Source organism: Myxococcus sp. NMCA1, from assembly GCF_026810205.1.
Classification (GTDB): domain Bacteria; phylum Myxococcota; class Myxococcia; order Myxococcales; family Myxococcaceae; genus Myxococcus; species Myxococcus xanthus_A.
The window spans coordinates 4401261-4419032 of the sequence record NZ_CP113950.1 but is presented as its reverse complement, the minus strand read 5'-3'; the positions used below and the strand labels follow the sequence as shown (position 1 = coordinate 4419032).

Sequence of the window (17772 nt, the reverse complement as noted above, 5' to 3'; positions counted from 1 at the left end):
CTTTCTACGCACTCTGAGACAAAGTGCTATTACGCGGAAAATGTCACAAATCGACGGGCACCCAGGCGAGCTGAAGTTCTCCGATGAAATCCAGGCGCTGCACGGTGAGCTGTCCGCGGCGGCGGTGGCCTTCCTGAAGTTCGCGGAGCGGACGCCCGAGGTGTTCGCGCGGCACCGCTTCCACAAGTTCGAAGCATCACCGCTGATGTATTACGAGCTGCACCGGTGGCCGCTCCTCATCGACTCGCGCCGCGACCGTGAGCTGGAGGAGGTCTCGGTGAAGCTCAGCCGGCTCATCAAGCGCGGGCCCCGGCTGTTGCTGGACGGCGACCCTCGGCGCATCGCCGACTACTACGGTGTCTCGCTGGAACGGGCGCGCGTGGCGGCGGAGGTCCTGGCCAACACGGAGGACGCGCGCGGCGCGCTCAGCCGCGGGGACTTCATCGACTCGGCCGACGGCCTCAAGTGCCTTGAGGTCAACATGATGGCGGGCCTGGGCGGTTGGGAGACGGGGCTCAAGGCTCAGGTCGTGATGGACCAGCCCGTGCTCCAGCGCTTCACCGAGGAGCAGGGCCTGCGCATCCAGCTTCAGGACACGCTGCGCGCCTTCCTGGGGCATGTCGTCGAGGACGTGCGACGGACCGTTGCGTGGGAGGGCGAATGCAACCTGGCTGTGCTCTTCCCCGACAACGAGCTGCCCGAAGCCGCGGGCAGGGAGATGGCGACGCTGCTGCTCAACAGCACGCTGAGCGAGCTGCTCGCTGCTGAAGGCGCGAAGGGCGAGGTGCTCATCGGCACCTACAGCGAGGTGAAGGACGCGGAGGGCCACTGCTTCACGATGCGCGGCCGGCGCCTGCACGCGGTGCAGGAGCATGACGCGAGAGATCGGCTCGAAGTGGTGGGCCCGGACTTCGACGCCCGCGTCCGCGCCGCGCTCGCCGCGCGCACCTTGTGTCTCTACAACGGCCCAGCGCAGGAGCTGCTCGACGACAAGCTCAACATCGCGCTGTTGTCGGAGAACGAGGCGTCACCCGCGCTCACTCCCGAGGAGCGGGAGCTCATCCGCCGGCACATTCCCTGGACGCGCCGCGTGCGCTCCGCACAGACGACGCGCGACGGAGCCTCCGTGTGGCTGCCCGACGAGCTCGCCGCCTCGAAGCGCGAAGGCCTGGTGCTCAAGGCGGGCCGCGCCTATGGCGGCAAGTCGGTGCTGATTGGCCGTGCGATGACCGCCGAGGACTGGGACGCCGCCATCCAGGAAGCCCTGGAGCACGGCGGGTGGATTGTCCAGGAGCGCATCGAGCCCCGCCCCTACCACTTCCTGCGGGACGACGGCGCCGTGGGCCCCCACATCCTCATCTGGGGCGCCTTTGTCTTCGGTGAGCGCTATGGCGGAACCATGGTGCGACTGAACCCCACCGGTCAGGGCAAGGACGTGGTCAACGCGACCCAAGGCGCGTTGATGTGCGCGCTCGTCGTCGTCGAGTAACAGCCCGTGTCACACCGAGCCTCGGGGAATGAAAGAGCCCCTGGCAATCAGGCTCACTCCGGCCTGCCGCCTATTTTCAAGTTTCAAGTATAATCAACCAAAACCCATTTGTCGCAGCTAGCCGCGCTACTATAGGCTTTGTCACCATCTTGAAACGCGGACACGCGACGACTCGGCCCGTCTCGAAGCGGCCCCGGGGGCGTCGTCTGCCCGGGAAGGAACGCTCGCCGTGAAGCTCAGTGTTCTCGATCACTCCATCGTCGCCAGCGGCTCCCAGACACGTGCGGCCTTCCAAAACACGGTGGAGCTGGCCCGAGCCGCCGAGCAGCTCGGTTATCACCGCTTCTGGCTCGCGGAGCATCACGGCTCAGGACACTTCGCGGGCGTGGCGCCGGAAATCCTCGTCGCGCATGTCGCGGCGGCGACGTCTCGCATCCGGGTGGGAACGGGCGGCGTCCTGCTGTCGAACTACAGCCCCTTCAAGGTCGCCGAGGTCTTCCGGCTGCTGGAGACGCTCCACCCCAACCGCATCGACCTGGGCATCGGACGGACGTCGGGCAGCACGGACCTGGTGGCCCGCGCCCTGGCCTACGGCCCGCCGATGAACAACGAGAACTTCCCCACGAAGCTGGAGGACCTCGTCGCCTTCCTGTCGGGCACCACGCCCGCGACGCCGGAGTTCGAGAAGCTGAGCCTGAAGACGATGGCGCCGGGCATGCCGCAGGTCTGGGCCCTGGGCTCGGGCGAGCAGAGCGCCGCGCTCGCGGCCCGGCTGGGTCTGTCCTTCTGCTTCGCGCACTTCTTCAACCCCATCCACGGTGGCCCGGTGACGCGGGGATATCGCGAGCGCTTCCAGGCTTCGCACGTGCAGGCGGCGCCCAACTCCGCCGTCAGCGTCTACGTCATCTGTGCCCCGACCGAGCAGGAGGCCCGGCGAATAGCCCGGAGCAGCGACCTGCTGACCATCAACACGCGCAGGGGCCGGCCCGAGGCGCCCATTCCTTCCATTGAGGAGGCGGAGGCCTACGCCTACACGCCCGAGGACCTGGCCACGCTCGAGTTCGACCGCAAGCGCGTCGTGTGTGGTTCACCGGACCAGGTGAAGGAACAGCTGTTGCGCATGGCCGCCGAGTTCCAGGCGGACGAGCTGCTCGTCACCACCATCGTCCACGACCATCGCGCCCGGCTGCGCTCCTACGAGCTGCTCGCTGACGCGTTCTCTCTCACGAGCACGCCGCCCGCCGCCCAGGCAGCCAGCTGAGCCGCGCCTCCGCGCACCGTGGAGCCCTGCCCGGCGTCACGGTCACCGCCCTGAGCCCTGCAGCATGAGGGCTCCGTGGGGCATGTGCGTGGTGCCGCCGGGCCGCTGCCCCACCTCGCTTCCTGAACATGAGTTCGTCGACAGCCATGAGCGAAGACAACCTGAGTGAAGGCGACGATCTGGCCATTGCCATCGTCGGAATGGCGGGCCGCTTCCCGGGCTCCCCCGACGTGGAGACCTTCTGGCGGAACCTCTGCGAGGGTGTGGAAGGCATCCGCTTCTTCACGGACGACGAACTGAAAGCACGCGGCGTTCCCGAGGAGCGCCTGCGACAGCCGGGCTTCGTGCGCGCCGGGGCCGTGCTGGACCAGGTGGACGCGTTCGACGCGAGCTTCTTCGGCTATTCGCCGCGCGAGGCGGCGCTGATGGACCCGCAGCACCGCATCTTCCTGGAGTGCGCGTGGGAGGCCATCGAGCGCGCGGGCCACGGACTGGATACGGAGTCGCGCTCGGTGGGCGTCTTCGCGGGCACGAGCCTGAGCACGTACCTGCTCTTCAACCTGCGCACGCACCCGGAGCTGCTCGAGTCGAGCGACAGCTTCCAGGTGATGATTGGCAACGACAAGGACTTCCTCGCCACGCGGCTGGCGTACCACCTGGACCTCAAGGGCCCCAGCCTGGATGTCCAGACGGGCTGCTCCACGTCGCTGGTCGCCACCCACCTGGCCTGCCAGTCGCTGATGGGCTTCCAGTGCGACGTGGCCATCGCGGGCGGCGTGTCCGTGGACGTGCCCCAGCGCACTGGCTACGTGCACCAGCCCGGCGGCATCGCGTCCCCGGACGGTCACTGCCGTCCCTTCGACGCCCAGGCCCAGGGAACGCTCTTCGGCAGCGGCGTGGGCGTGGTGGTGCTCAAGCGGCTGGATGACGCGCTCGCGGACGGCAGCCACATCCACGCCGTCATCCGGGCCTCCGCCATCAACAACGACGGCGCCTCGAAGCTCGGCTACACCGCGCCCAGCGCCGAGGGACAGGCGGAGGTCATTGCCCGCACCCACGCCCTTGCGGGCGTGACGCCAGACACCGTGGGCTACGTGGAGACGCACGGCACCGGCACCCTGCTGGGAGATCCGGTCGAGGTCTCCGCGCTGACGAGCGCCTTCCGCGCCGGCACCGAGGCCACCAGCTTCTGCGCGCTCGGCTCGGTCAAGTCGAACATCGGCCACCTGGACGCGGCGGCCGGCGTGGCAGGGCTCATCAAGACGGCCCTGGCGGTGGAGCACGGACGCATTCCCCCCACCCTCCATTGCCGCACGCCCAACCCGAACATCGACTGGACACGCAGCCCCTTCTTCGTGAATGCCGCGTTGAGGGACTGGCAGCCGCATGACCACCGGCGCCGCGCGGGCGTGAGCTCCTTCGGCATTGGTGGCACCAACGCCCACGCACTGCTGGAAGCGCCGCCGCCCCCGGCACCCTCCGGTCCGTCGCGGCCGTGGCAGCTGCTGGTGCTCTCCGCGAAGAAGCCAGCCGCGCTCGATGCGCTCACCCAAAACCTGGGCACGCACCTGGAGGCGCACCCCGAGCAGTCCCTGGCGGACGTGGCCTACACCCTCCAGATTGGCCGCAAGGCCTTTCCGCACCGGCGCGTGGTGGTCTGCGAGAGTGGCGAGGACGCGGCCACGGTGCTGTCCGAGGTGAACCCCGAGCGCGTGTTCACGGACGTGGCCAAGGACGGTGGCCGGTCCGTCGTGTTCCTCTTCCCCGGCGGTGGCGCGCAGCACCTGCGCATGGGGCAGGAGCTGTACGAGAAGGAGCCCGCCTTCCGCGAAGCCTTCGACGCGTGCGCCGCCATCTTCCAGCGCCGCGGCGGACCGTCGCTTCGCACGGTGCTGTACCCGCCGGGCGACGCGGACGCGGGCGCGCCCCTTCCTCGTCCCTCCGTGGGCCTGCCCGCGCTCTTCACGGTGGAGTACGCGCTGGCCAGGCTGTGGGAGTCCTGGGGCATCCGGCCCGAGGCGATGATTGGCCACAGCATGGGCGAGTACGTGGCCGCCTGCCTCGCGGGTGTCTTCTCGCTGGAGGACGCGCTGGCGTTGGTGGCCGAGCGTGGCCGCCTCTTCGAACAGCTTCCCTCCGGCGCGATGGTGAGCGTGGCCCTGTCCGAACAGGAGCTGCTGCCGATGCTGGGCGAGCGCCTGTCCCTGGCCGCCGTCAACGGACCGTCGCAATGCGTGGTGGCCGGCGACACCGCCTCGGTGGATGCGCTCTCCGCCGACCTGGCGACGCGAGGCATCGAGCACCGCCGCGTCCACATCGACGTGGCCGCGCACTCCCACCTCATCGACTCCATCCTGCCGGCGTTCGCGGCCTTCGTCGGGCGGCTGAAGCTCCAGACGCCAACGCAGCCCTTCGTCTCTGGCGTCACGGGGACATGGGTGACCGAGGAGGAGGCCACCGACCCGCGGTACTGGGTGCGCCACCTGCGGCAGACGGTGCGCTTCGGTCCGGGCGTGCGTTGCCTGCTGGAGAACCCGTCGCGCGTGCTGCTGGAGGTCGGTCCCGGGCGGACGCTGGGCTCGCTCGCGCGCCTGCAGGTGGAGCGCGGCCAGCCCACGGTGGTGCTCACGTCGATGCGGGCGCCTCGTGAGCCCGGCTCCGACATGCGCTTCGTCCTCACCACGATGGGCCGGCTCTGGGCGGCGGGCGTGCCCATGGACTGGCGGCGTCTCCAGGCCGGAGAGCAGCGCCGGCGCGTGGTGCTGCCGACCTACCCTTTCGAGCGCAAGCGGCACTGGCTGGAGCCGAATGCAGCCGGCATCGCGATCGCCAGCGACGTCTCGCTCGCCCGGCGCAAGGACGCGGCGGACTGGTTCTATCTACCATCCTGGAAGCGCACGCTCGCACTGCGCGCAACCACCGCCGCGCCCCAGAACTGGCTCGTCTTCACCGACACCAGCGGGCTGGGAGACGCCTTGGCGACACGGCTGACGGAGAGCGGCGGCCGGGTCACCCGGGTGTCGCAGGGCTCCGACTTCCGCCGGGTGGATGACGGCGCCTTCGAAGTGGACCCCACCCGCCCGGAGACCTACGCGGCGCTGCTGAACGCGCTCGCCGAGGACTCCTGCCGGCCCGAGCGCATCGTCCACCTGTGGAGCGTGGACTCCGTGGGAGAAGGACTGGCGGGCGTGGAGCACGCCCAGCGCACTGGCTTCTTCAGCCTGCTCTTCCTCGCACAGGCCCTGGCGGGCCATGGCGCGTCCGGGCCCGTGCAAATCACGGTGGTCTCCAGCGGCGTGCAGGCCGTCACCGGACATGAGGTGCTGGCTCCGGAGAAGGCCACGCTCCTGGGCGCCTGCCGCGTGCTGCCGCACGAGGTGCCGGGCCTGTCATGTCGGTCGATCGACGTGGAGGCCCCGAGCTGTAGCAAGACGCTCCAGGCCCTGGTGGCACGGCTGGTGGGTGAGCTGGCCACGGGTTCCTCCAACGGCGCCGTGGCGCTCCGAGGCCCGAACCGCTGGGAACAGTCGATCGAGCAGGTGCGCATCTCCGCGCCCGCTGCGGATGCGCCGTCGCGCCTGCGTCCGCGAGGCACGTACCTCATCACCGGCGGCCTGGGTGGCATCGGACTGGTGCTCGCGGAGTCGCTCGCGCGGCAGGTCCAGGCCCGGCTGGTGCTGGTGGGCCGCAATGCCCTGCCGGAACGTGACACCTGGGACACCTGGCTCACCGAGCGCGGTGAGCAGGACCGGGTGAGTCAGCGGATTCGCCAGGTGCTGGCGCTGGAGTCCCTGGGCTCCGAGGTCCTGGTCCTCCAGGCGGACGTGGGCGACGCCGAGCAGATGGCCGAGGTGCTGCGCCAGGCGCGGCAGGCCTATGGCGAACTCCACGGCGTCATCCACGCCGCGGGCGTGCCCGCGGGCGGACTGGCCCAGCTCCGCACCCAGAAGGCCGTGGAGGACGTCCTGCGCCCCAAGGTGTCGGGCACGTGGATCCTGCACGCGCTGCTGCGCGACACGCCCTTGGACTTCTTCGTGCTCTGCTCGTCTCGCACCGCCTACACGGCGGAGCCCGGGCAGATTGACCACTGCGCCGCGTGTGCCTTCCAGGATGCCTTCGCCCACCAGGCCGCGGCGACGGGGAATGTGCCGATCATCTCCCTGGGCTGGGACACCTGGCGCGAGGTGGGCCAGGCCGTAACGACGCAGATGCCGGACGGCGCCAACCCGATGCGGGAGGCGATGCTGGCCCATGCCCTGACACCGGCCGAGGGCGTGGACGTCTTCGAGCGCGTGTTGGCGCAGGCCCCCACGCACGTCGTGGTGTCCACCGAGGACCTGCGAGCGGCCATGGCGCGCAGCGCCTCGCTGCTCCAGGACTTGATGGGCCCCATGGAGACGGACGCCGCGCCGACGACGGAGCGCACGGTGCCCGCCAACATGGACGAAGCGGAGCGCGAGCTGGCGGACATTTGGCAGCGCTTCCTGGGCGTGGAGAGCGTGGCGCTGCACGAGAACTTCTTCGAGCTCGGTGGCAACTCGCTGATTGGCCTGAAGGTCATCAACGAGGTGAAGCGCCGCTTCGGCAAGGAACTGCCCGTGGTTGCGCTCTTCGAGAACCCCACGCTCAGCGCCATGGCCCGGCTGCTGACACGAGGGCAGGAACAGGCCTCGGCCACCACCAGTGACCGGCGAAGCCGCGGAGCCAGGCGTCGGGAGCTCATCCAGCAGCGGCGCCAGTCGGGAAACTGAGTGCAAGAGGGGGACAGCGTGTCGGACAGCAACACGGGGATGGAGATCGCAATCACCGGGATGGCCGGGCGCTTCCCGGGCGCTCGCAGCCTGGAGGAGCTGTGGCGCAACCTCTGCGACGGCGTGGAGTCCATTGAGCCGATTTCGGACGAGGCAGTCCTCAAGGCGGGCCTGCCCCCCGAGGTGCTGAAGGATCCGCACTTCGTGAAGGTGGCCTCACGGTTGGACGACGTGGCGGGCTTCGACGCGTCCTTCTTCGGCTACACGCCGCGCGAGGCGGAGGTCATGGACCCGCAGCAGCGCCTCTTCCTGGAGTGCGCGCTGGAGGCGCTGGAGGACGCGGGCTACGGCGCTCCGCCTCCTGAGCTGTTGGTGGGCGTGTTCGGCGGACAGGCCCTGAGCACCTACCTGCTGCTCAATCTGCTGGGGAACGCGGAGCTGATGCGCACGGCGGACCCGCTCCAGCTCAACCTGGGCAACGCGGGCAGCTTCCTCACCACGCGGGCCGCCTACAAGCTGGACCTGCGCGGCCCCAGCTTCAACATCGAGAGCGCGTGCTCCACGTCGCTGGTCGCGGTCCACGTCGCCTGTCAGAGCCTGCTCAACCAGGAGTGTGACCTCGCGCTCGCGGGCGGCGTGTCCATCAACCTCCAGATTCAGGGCGGCTACCGCTACGTGGATGGCGGCATCCTGTCGCCGGACGGGCACTGCCGCCCCTTCGACGCGCAGGCCAAGGGCATCGTCTTCGGCAGCGGCGCGGGCGTGGTGGCGCTGCGGCGCCTGGAAGATGCGCTGGCGGATGGCAGCCCCATCTACGCGGTCATCAAGGGCTCCGCGGTGAACAACGACGGCGCCGCGCGCGTGGGCTACACCGCGCCGGGCGTCGAGGGCCAGGCCGCCGTCATCTCCGAGGCCCTGGGCAGCGCGGGCGTATCGGCCGGGAGCATCGGCTACGTGGAGGCGCACGGCACCGGCACCGCGCTGGGAGACCCCATCGAAGTGCAGGCCCTCATCCGCGCCTTCGGCGACGAGGCGGCCGGACCGCGCACTTGCGCCCTGGGCTCCATCAAGCCCAACCTGGGCCACCTGGACGCGGCGGCGGGCGTGGCGGGCCTCATCAAGACGGCGCTGGCGCTGAAGCACCGCAAGCTGCCGCCCAGCCTCAACTTCGAGACGCCGAACCCCAACATCCCCTGGGACGCGAGCCCCTTCTACGTCAACACGAAGCTGCGCGAGTGGAAGGCACCCGCCCGCGAGCCTCGGCGTGCCGGCGTGAGCAGCTTCGGCATGGGCGGCACCAACGCCCATGTCATCCTGGAGGAGCCGCCCTCCCGCGCTCCGGTTCCGTCCAGGCGCCCGCACCAACTCCTGGTCTTGTCGGCGCGCACGCCCACGGCGCTCGCCGCGCAGGCCTCCCGGCTGGAGGAGCACCTCCGCGCGAACAAGGGCCTGGAGCCTGCGGACGTGGCGTACACGCTCCAGGTGGGCAGGCGGCGCCACCCGCACCGCCGCGCCATCGTTTGTCAGGGGCGTGAGGACGCGCTCACGGCGCTGGGCGACATCAGCCGGCAGCTCTCCGCCACCGAGGAGCGCACCAGCCGCCCCACCGTGTTCATGTTCCCCGGCCAGGGCGCGCAGTACGCGGGCATGGCGCAGGGCCTGTACGAGAACGAGCGAGGGTTCCGCGCGGACGTGGACGACTGCGCCACCCGGCTCATCCCGCACCTCAAGCTGGATCTGCGCGAAGTCCTCTTCCCCGCCACGGACCGCGCCGAGGAAGCCCAGCGGCAGTTGCAGCAGACGCGGTTGGCCCAGCCGGCCCTCTTCATCATCGAGTACGCGCTCGCGCGGCTGTGGATGTCCTGGGGCGTGCGGCCCGAAGCCATGGTGGGCCACAGCATCGGTGAGTACGTGGCCGCGTGCCTCGCGGGCGTCTTCACCTTGCCGGACGCGCTGGCCCTGGTGGCCGCGCGGGGCCAGCTGATGCAGGACCTGCCGCCGGGCGCCATGATCTCCGTCGCGCTGTCGGAGGCGGAGCTGGTGTCGTCGCTGGATGCGCGGCTGTCCGTGGCCGCGGTGAACGCGCCGTCGATGACGGTGGTCGCCGGCCCCGAAGACGCCGTGGACGCGCTGAAGGCCCGGCTCGACGCACGTGGCGTCCAGTCGCGTCGCCTGCACACCTCTCACGCGTTCCACTCGGCGATGATGGACCCCATCGTCGCGCCCTTCACCGAGCGCCTGCGGCGGATGAAGCTGTCCGCGCCGCAAATCCCCTTCCTCTCCAACGTCACCGGCACGTGGGTGACGGCCACCGAGGCGAAGGACCCGGCCTACTGGGCTCGCCACCTGCGTCAGCCGGTCCGCTTCGCCGCGGGACTCGCGCAGCTGCAACCCGCGCAGGTGCTCCTGGAGGTCGGTCCCGGCCGCACGCTGACCACATTCGCGTCCCAGCCTGGCGCGCTCCGGCAGGTGCCCACCACGGTGACATCGCTCCGTCATCCGGATACGCGGCAGGCGGATACGGCCGTGCTGCTCGGCGCGCTGGGACAGCTCTGGCTGTCCGGCGTGGATGTGGACTGGGAAGCCTTCAACGGCGAGGAACGGCGCCAACGCGTCGGGCTGCCCACCTACCCCTTCGAGCGCAAGCGCTACTGGGTCTCCCCCGACGGGCACCGCGCCCTGGCCGCCGCGCCGTCCGCGGAGCGCGCCCCCGAAACGGAGGAGCCCGACGAGGCTCCCGCCGCGGGCTACTCCCGCCCCGCGATGGCCGTGGCCTACGTGGCTCCCGACACCGAGGACCAGCAGGTGGTGGCGCGCATCTGGGAGGACGTGTTGGGCGTGCGACCGGTGGGCGTCCACGACGACTTCTTCGCGCTCGGTGGACACTCGCTGCTGGCCACCACGGTGGTGGGTCGGCTGCGGGACACCTTCGGCTTCACGGTGCCGTTGCAATCGCTGTTCGAGGCGCCGACGGTGGCTCGACTGGCGGCCCTGGTGGCCGAGCAGCGCAAGAGCCCCGGCCATGACGACCCGGAGGTGGAGGCCCTGCTGCGAATGCTGGCCGAGCTCACCGCCAAGGAGGGCGCGGCCAGCCGTTAGCCGCGCGTCCACACCCCTTTTGAGAGACAGCCCATGGCACCTCCTATCTCCCCACCCCTGAAGGCGCTCCTCCTGGCCATGGAGTACACGCCGAACGTGGCCGGCGGTGTGGGCACCTATGTCTACGAGCTGGCCCGCGGGCTGGCGCGCGGCGGGTGCAAGGTCACCGTCCTGGCGTACACGCCCGGCGAGCCCGCCGTGCTCCGCGAGCCCAACCTCACCGTGCACATGATGCCGCCCAGCCGCGGCAGCCTCTCCCAGGCGGGAAAGCTCTCCCTGGTGGGCGGCATCCGCGTCTTCAACGACGACCTGATTCACCGAGGCCGCGAGCTCATCCACGAGGAGAAGCCAGACCTCATCCACTTCCACCAGTGGCACACCCACCGCGCCGCGCGAGCGCTGGCCCACGAGGCCGGTGTGCCGGTGCTGGGGACCAGCCACTACATCTCCGAGCCCGCCGAGCGATGGTGGGGACAGACGCCCGACCCGGAGATTCTCGAGGAGGAGCGCAGCTTCTACGACGGGTCGACGAACGTCATCTCGGTGAGTGACTCCATGAGCGAGCTCATCCGGGAGACCTATGGGATGCCGGCGTCGCTGCTGCACACCATCCACTGCGGCATGGACGCGGGCCCCTTCCTCCAGCCCTCACATGCGCCGGAGGACTACGCCCGGCTGCGCGCCACGGTGGCCACGCCAGATGACCCGGTCGTTCTCTACACGGGCCGGCTCCATCCCATGAAGGGCATCAGCGCCATCTTCGCCGCCGCCGAGCGCGTGCTCGAACGGCGCCCCAACGTGCGCTTCCTCCTGGCCGGTGGCACCGACTCGCGTGAGTCCACGCAGATGGTGCAGACGCTGACCCAGCGCTACGCGCACCTGCGCCACCGCATCAAGCTGCTGGGCAAGCTGCCACGCCAGCAACTCGGGCTGCTCCATCGAATCGCGGATCTGGCGCTGGTGCCTTCGCTCTACGAGCCCTTTGGCTACACGGCCATCGAGGCCATGGCATCCGGTCTGCCGCTGGTAGCGACGCGCTCCGGAGGCCCGTCGGAAATCGTCGACCACGAGAAGACGGGCCTGCTCGTCCCCGTGCTCCCCGGCGCACCGGGAGGTCCGCGCGAAGTGGACGTGGAGTCGCTCGCCGCCGCGCAGCTCAACCTGCTGGAAGACCGTGAGCGGGCGCGGCGCATGGGGCTCGCCGGCCAGCAACGTGTGGTGGAGCTGTTCAGCCTGCCGCGCATGGTGGCCGCCAACCTCGCCGTGTACCAGAAGCTCGTTGGCGGACAGGGACGCGAGGTGCGGTCATGACGGAGTGGTTGGCCTTCCACGTCCCCGCCCCGGCTTCCTGGGTGCGGCTGTTCTGCCTGCCTCACGCGGGCGGCAGCGCCTCCCTGTTCCGCACCTGGCAGGCGGAGCTGGGACAAGACATCGAGGTGTGCCCGGTGCAGCTCCCCGGCCGGGAGAACCGCCTGCGCGAGCCGCCCCTGCGCGCGCTGCCGGACGTCATCGCGCCCCTGGTGGACGTGCTGGCGAAGCACACGGACAAGCCCTACGCCCTCTTCGGACACAGCATGGGCGCGCTGCTCGCATACGAGCTGACGCGGGCCCTGCGCGAGCGAGGGCTGCCGGCGCCCCTGCACCTCTTCGTCGCCAGCTACCGGGCGCCGCACACGCTCCAGGCCCACACACCGGCCACGGCAACCCATGACATCGACGCGTCAGAGGCCCGGCGCCTGGGCGAATCGCGCGCCGTGTCGGGAGCCATGGCGGAAGAGCTGCTGACGCTCATGCGCACCACCATGCTGGCGGACACCGCCGTGTGCGAGGGCTACTCGTGGAAGCCGGCCCCCGTCCTGGCGTGCCCGCTCTCCGCCTTCCGCGGCTTCGACGACTACGTGCCCGATGACGCGACGGAGGCGTGGCGCCAGCTCACCTCCGGTCCGTTCGCCACCCAGACGTTCCTGGGGGACCACTTCTTCCTGCGACAGACGCCGCGCGGCCTGCTGCAGAACATCCACCGGAGCCTCACCAGGCTGCGGCCCGCCTCGACTCGCTGACCCCACCTTTCAAAGGAGCCTTCCCGATGAAGTACCTCGTCTACGTCAAGGACCGCACCTCGGGCCCCCAGCCCCAGGACCCCATCGCCCTCAACCGCGCTGTCCGTGACTGGGTGGGCGCCCGCCTCCAGGACGGCACCTTCGACTGTGCCTACTACGTCCTCCCGAAGATGGGCCTCTGTATCCTCAACGCCGACTCGCACGAGTCGCTGCTGACGCTGCTGCGCGCCTGGCCGTCCTTCCCGTTCCAGGAGTTCGAAATCCACATGCTGGCGGACGTGCGCCACGGCATCGACAACAACTTCGAGCGCCTGCAGAAGGCGAGCGCCCAGGGCCAAAGCGAGAGCGCGGCCTGACGCACCACCCGGGAGAGCTGCCATGAGCACCGCCACTGCCCAGAAGGTCGCCGAGCCCCTGGTCCCCGAGCGCATGCCGCTCGACAACCGCCGGGCCTTCTACGAGCGCATCGAAGCCAACAACAAACCCGTCATCCTCACCGACGCCATGAAAGGCTGGCCCGCAGCCGAGCGGTGGACCTTCGACTACTTCGCCACGAAGTACCGCGACGTGAGCGTCCCCGTGGAGTGGCTGCAATACAACGCCAAGGACACGGGCGGCGTGGAGCGCGTGGGCCGCGTGCGGAAGATGAGCATGCAAGAGTACGTCGACACGCTGAAGGCGAAGGGCGGCGAGACGCCGGGCTACCTCATCGGCAATGACCTGTTCCGCACCCTGCCGGAGCTGCACAAGGACGTCCGCTTCGACGACTACGCCGTCCAGCGCAAGCTGACCGAGCAGCTCTTCTTCATGGGCCCGCGCGGCACCTTCACCCAGCTCCATCTGGACCGCGCCCACAACCTGCACGCCGTCATGGTGGGCCGCAAGCAGTGGCAGTTGTACTCGCCCAAGCGGGACGCGGAGCTGAGTCCGGCGAAGCTCAGCCACCCGTGGTCCGTCGTGAGCGCCCACGACCTGACGCCCCACGGCGGCAAGGCGGACCAGCTCCCCGGCGGCCTCGTCCCGGACTACGACTTCGTCCTGGAGGCCGGGGAGATTCTCTACCTGCCCTACGGCTGGTGGCACCGCGTGTACACGGTGGAGGACGCCATCGCCACCAACTACTGGTGGTGGACCTGGTCGATGCTGGCCAAGCTGGGCCCGAAGCTCATCCCCTCCATCGCCCTGAGCGCGGCGGGCCGCATCCGCAAGCAGCAGAAGCTGGGCCGCGAGTACCGCGAGCAGTAACGCGGCCCTGAAGCCTCACTCCAGTTCGATGAGGGCGCCCACGATGGCGCCCTGCGCGACGTTCACCACGCCGGTGCCCCGCCGCATGGGGCACATGCGGAGGAAGTGCCCGCCGTAGGTCTCTCCGAGCACAAAGAGTCCCCAGACGGCGCTGTAGGGCACCACCGTGCCTTCCGGTCCCAGCGCGTGGAGGGGCATCGGGTGCACGCGCTCCTGCGCCACCCAGCCGCCCACGTCGAGCGCCTTGCGCACGGCCGTGTCCCAGTCGGCGGCGGAGGTCGCCCCACCCACCAGAACGGACTCACCGCCGTAGTCCCGGCCTGGCTTGAGGACCAGGGACTCGCGTTGTGAGGCCAACAGCTCCGGAACGAAGTACCGCGTCCCGTCGCGCTCGACGTGCGTCCGTTCGACCCGGCATGACCAGGGCACGTGCCGGCGCACCAACTCCTGTTCCGCCTCGGACAGCGCGGGCGACGCCACGTGCTCCCAGAGCAGCGCGAGGTTGCGCTTGTCGTCGAGCACATCCTGCGCCGGGCCGTTGAGGAGGCTGACCGTCCGGGCATCAAACGCGGCCTGGGCCTGCGCGACGTAGGCCGCTCCCGCCATCGCCAGCCTGTCTCGCGCGTCGTACTCCACAACGGCGTGAAGCCGCTTGCCCCGGAGCGTGAGGCGGGCGCCGGGCTCGGATTCCACCGAGCCATAGGCGGCCAGGAGGACCTCGCCGCGCGCGCCTTCGGGCTGGAGGAGTTCCTGGAGCTGGGCGGTGAAGAACCGGCTCACCAGCTCCGCGGGGCCAGCGTCCGGCAAGGTGCTGGGGGTGAAGAGGATTCCGATGTTGCACTCCCCTTCCCAGTCGATGTCCCGCCGCACGGTGTCGACGAGGTTGGAGAAGAAGTCGCGCAGCGTCCGTGGCTGCCGGACGCGCAGCCGTTGCTCCATGGCGAAGCGCTGCATCGCGGGCTGCGCCAGCACCTGTTGGACGTGGATGGCCGTCTCCCAGCCCCCGACACCCGCGGTCAGGTTGAACTCCACGCACTTGAAGGCCGTGCCGTCATGAATGAAGTCACCACGGCCAATGGCTCCGCGGGCGTCATCCGTCCGCGCCAGGGCCTCGAGCGCCGCGTGCGCCCGCTCATGCGGCAGTCCGTAGAACGCCGCCGCGCGATCCGTGGCCCCCAGCAGGCGCCGGGGGGCCCGCTTGATGAGCCGGCAGAGCGCCGGGGCGACCTCCCGCATCTGTCGCGCGACCGGGCCCCCCACGAAGGTGGGCCACGCATGCAGCTCATAGGTGATGAACGGCGATGCCTCGTGTGGATTGAACTTGTGGCGCGAAAGGGCCTCGGGGACGCGCTCCGTGAACTCCAGGAACGCAGCGGAGGCAGGGGAAAGCTGGCCGTGCAACGCTTTGACTTCTGGAGGGAATTGTCCACCGGGAATCGGCTCGGGCACGCTCATGGGCGTACGGCTCCTTCATGAACAGGGGTGAAACCGTTGAAAGGCCGCGGGCTGGTCAAGACATCTCGCAGACCAGCCGCAGCTCGCTCGTGTAGCGGCGATGAGCCACGTCGGTGAGCCAGAGGTGCTCCGGGTCCGGCAGCATCTCCGAGAACTGGACGCGCGAAGCCGGCGACTCCTCCGCCGTGCGCCGCACCAACTTCGCCATCATCTCCACCAGCAAGGGGCTGTCGAAGTCCACGAAGCAGGGCTTGCGCTCCGTCGCCACCTTGAAGAACGCGAAGCGCGGAATGCCCAGCCGCTGCTGCCAACGCCGGGCCTCGAGCCACTGCGCCATCGGGTCCGCGAGGCCGGCGAAGCCCAGCTCGGAAGCAGGCGCGCTCCAGCGCTCACGGGCGACGACCACGCCATCCACCGTCACCCGGGGCGAGTAGTCATCGGCCAGCGCAAGGTCGAAGATGCTGGCGCAGCGCTGCTCCAGGAACACGGCCATGAACTCCATCAGGCCAAAGCGGCGCCCGCTCACGCGGTCGAGGACCTCCAACGAGCCGTCTCGCCGCTCCACCACCATGTCCCCCACGCGGAGCGCGCGTGCGCCCGGCTGGGGCGGCGGCTCCTGCCCGGAGAGGTAGTAGAGGCTGTCTCGCGGGAAGAGGCACGGCAGCGTCCGCTGGCTCCACTCGGACTTCGGGAACACGGGCACCACGTCGGCCCCGGTGGCACACCGCTCCGCGAGCGCGAAGAGTTCCTCGGGCGCTGGGTGCTGTTCCACGAAGAGCGAGGAGATGCTGTTGCACAAATGCAGTTCGCCCAGCACCAACTGGTAGTCCCCGGTACGAACGGCCTCCTCGCTTGCCGCGTCAATCATCACGTCCGGTGAGGCGTGCCAGCGGCTCCGCCACGCCGGGCCCGCCTCGCCGAAGGCCTCAAGCACGCGGGGCCGGAGCGAATCAACGGTGCGCGTCTGGCGGCGGACCTCCGGCTCCAATGCAAAGAGCTCTCGCCAGCGCCGGCGATGCTCGGCGACAGCCTTGGCCACGGGCATCAGCTCCGCTTCAGAGGCCGGGTCCTTGAGTCCCTGGACGAAGGCGAGCTGGAGCGCGGTGAGCGACACGGGTGCGCCACCTTCGGACAACCGGTCGAAGAGCGCATCCAGGCCCGCGCGCGTACCCCGGGTCACCTCCCCCACCAGCCACCGCGCTCCGGTCAGCACCAGCTCCAGCACGGCTCCGAGCCGGCCAATCACCGGAGCGCCCAGCGCCAACGCGCCGTCCCGCTCACAGTCCTCGTAGATGAGCGTCCGCGAGGCATACGTCTGGCCCGCCGCGCGCGTCGGCGGCGCCCCCGTCACCTCCTGGAACACGGCCTCCAGCTCCGCGACCGCGGCATCCAAGGCCGCGGGCGTCCCAGCCGCCGCTTCGACCGCGGCACGCGCGCGCTCCAGGCGCTCCAGCGGCGCCAGCGCACGGGCCCGCGCGTCTGCGTCCTCGATGGCCATCAACGCGCCGCGCAGCACCACCTCGGGCCGGAGGACGAGCGGCACCTCCCAGCCCCAGACCAGGACACCGAAACCAACCGCCTGTTCGAGCGCCGTGTAGATTTCATCCTGCGTGGCGAAGGCAGGCGAATCACCAGCCGTGAGTTCCCGCGCGATGCTCACGGCGCTGGCCGAGCCATCACACCGCGACAACAGCAGCGCCTGTTCCGGGCTCAGCTCCACGGGCGTCGGCATGGGACCGTGAAGCACGTGACCCTCCAGCCGGAAGTAAGGCAACAGCCGGGGCGGTGCCCAGTGACGCAGGGACGCGTCGCGCGCCAGGGCTGCGCTGAGCGCATCCAGGCACCATGTCTCGAAATAGACCGCGCGCCGGGAGACGAGCTGCTGCCCAGGCGTCCAGCGCAGCCCGTCATTCGACGGGGCGAGCCGAGCCCAACCCACGGGACCAAAGAAGCCGATGGTGTCGTTCTTGGTGCTGTAGCGCTGGACGTAGGAGGCCACCAGCCGCTCACGCTGCCGGGCCTTGCTGTTCCGAGCGGTGGCGGGAAGGGCCGCCAGCGGCTCCACGCCCGTCTTGTAGGCATGGCGGTTCTGCCACAGGAGGGCCTCGCTCAGGTGGGACTCCCCCGCCAGCGAGCGCAGCGCCGCGCTGATACCCAGCAGGTCCGAGTCGAACGCGGTGCGCAGTGCGTCACCGGGTGTCTCAACCCCAGACGCGAGCCATGTATCGGCGGCGGCGGCCGCTGTCGGAGCCGCGAGCCGGAGCGCATCCTGAGCGGGAAAGCCGGCGCCACGCAGCGCGGCCCACGGCCACAGGGCCATTCCTGGAGCAAGGGAGACGAGCGCGGGTGCTTCGGGCTTCGCGGAATCCAGAGGCTCGGATACACCAGTCAAGGAAGTCTGCCCCTTCCGAA

General features: G+C 70.0%; 10 protein-coding genes. 8 read left to right on the top strand and 2 right to left on the bottom strand.

The features are described 5' to 3' along the window. Positions 1-40: 40 nt before the first annotated feature. The 8 genes from OZ403_RS18820 to OZ403_RS18785 all read left to right on the top strand — a co-directional run bounded on the left by OZ403_RS18820 (position 41) and on the right by OZ403_RS18785 (position 13905). Complete coding sequence (locus OZ403_RS18820; RefSeq protein WP_268784758.1) at positions 41-1489, top strand: hypothetical protein; 1449 nt, start codon at positions 41-43, stop codon at positions 1487-1489. Between the two features lie 229 nt (positions 1490-1718). Next, the gene (locus OZ403_RS18815) at positions 1719-2750 is read left to right on the top strand and encodes an LLM class flavin-dependent oxidoreductase (protein WP_140875402.1); all 1032 of its coding nucleotides are present in this window, start codon (positions 1719-1721) and stop codon (positions 2748-2750) included. Positions 2751-2896: 146 nt separating this feature from the next. Further along, positions 2897-7501, top strand: a complete 4605-nt coding sequence (locus OZ403_RS18810; protein WP_268784757.1) for a type I polyketide synthase — start codon at positions 2897-2899, stop codon at positions 7499-7501. A gap of 39 nt (positions 7502-7540) precedes the next feature. Then, the gene (locus OZ403_RS18805) at positions 7541-10600 is read left to right on the top strand and encodes a type I polyketide synthase (RefSeq protein WP_442929815.1); all 3060 of its coding nucleotides are present in this window, start codon (positions 7541-7543) and stop codon (positions 10598-10600) included. A 33-nt stretch (positions 10601-10633) separates the two neighbouring features. Further along, positions 10634-11911, top strand: a complete 1278-nt coding sequence (locus OZ403_RS18800; protein WP_268784755.1) for a glycosyltransferase family 4 protein — start codon at positions 10634-10636, stop codon at positions 11909-11911. After that, entirely contained in the window at positions 11908-12660 is a 753-nt protein-coding gene (locus OZ403_RS18795; RefSeq protein WP_268784754.1) for a thioesterase II family protein, read from the top strand. Before OZ403_RS18800 ends, OZ403_RS18795 begins: the two co-directional genes overlap by 4 nt. A 26-nt stretch (positions 12661-12686) precedes the next feature. Then, the gene (locus OZ403_RS18790) at positions 12687-13016 is read left to right on the top strand and encodes a hypothetical protein (RefSeq protein ID WP_140791653.1); all 330 of its coding nucleotides are present in this window, start codon (positions 12687-12689) and stop codon (positions 13014-13016) included. A 22-nt stretch (positions 13017-13038) separates the two neighbouring features. After that, positions 13039-13905 (top strand): cupin-like domain-containing protein, encoded by an 867-nt coding sequence (locus tag OZ403_RS18785; RefSeq protein ID WP_140791651.1) that lies wholly within the window; start codon positions 13039-13041, stop codon positions 13903-13905. A 15-nt stretch (positions 13906-13920) separates the two neighbouring features. Here OZ403_RS18785 and OZ403_RS18780 read toward each other — a convergent pair whose 3' ends face one another. Continuing rightward, a complete protein-coding gene (locus OZ403_RS18780) occupies positions 13921-15360 on the bottom strand; it encodes a hypothetical protein (protein WP_268784753.1) in 1440 nt (479 codons plus the stop codon). A 55-nt stretch (positions 15361-15415) separates the two neighbouring features. Next, complete coding sequence (locus OZ403_RS18775; RefSeq protein ID WP_268784752.1) at positions 15416-17752, bottom strand: lantibiotic dehydratase; 2337 nt, start codon at positions 17750-17752, stop codon at positions 15416-15418. Between the last annotated feature and the right edge of the window lie 20 nt (positions 17753-17772).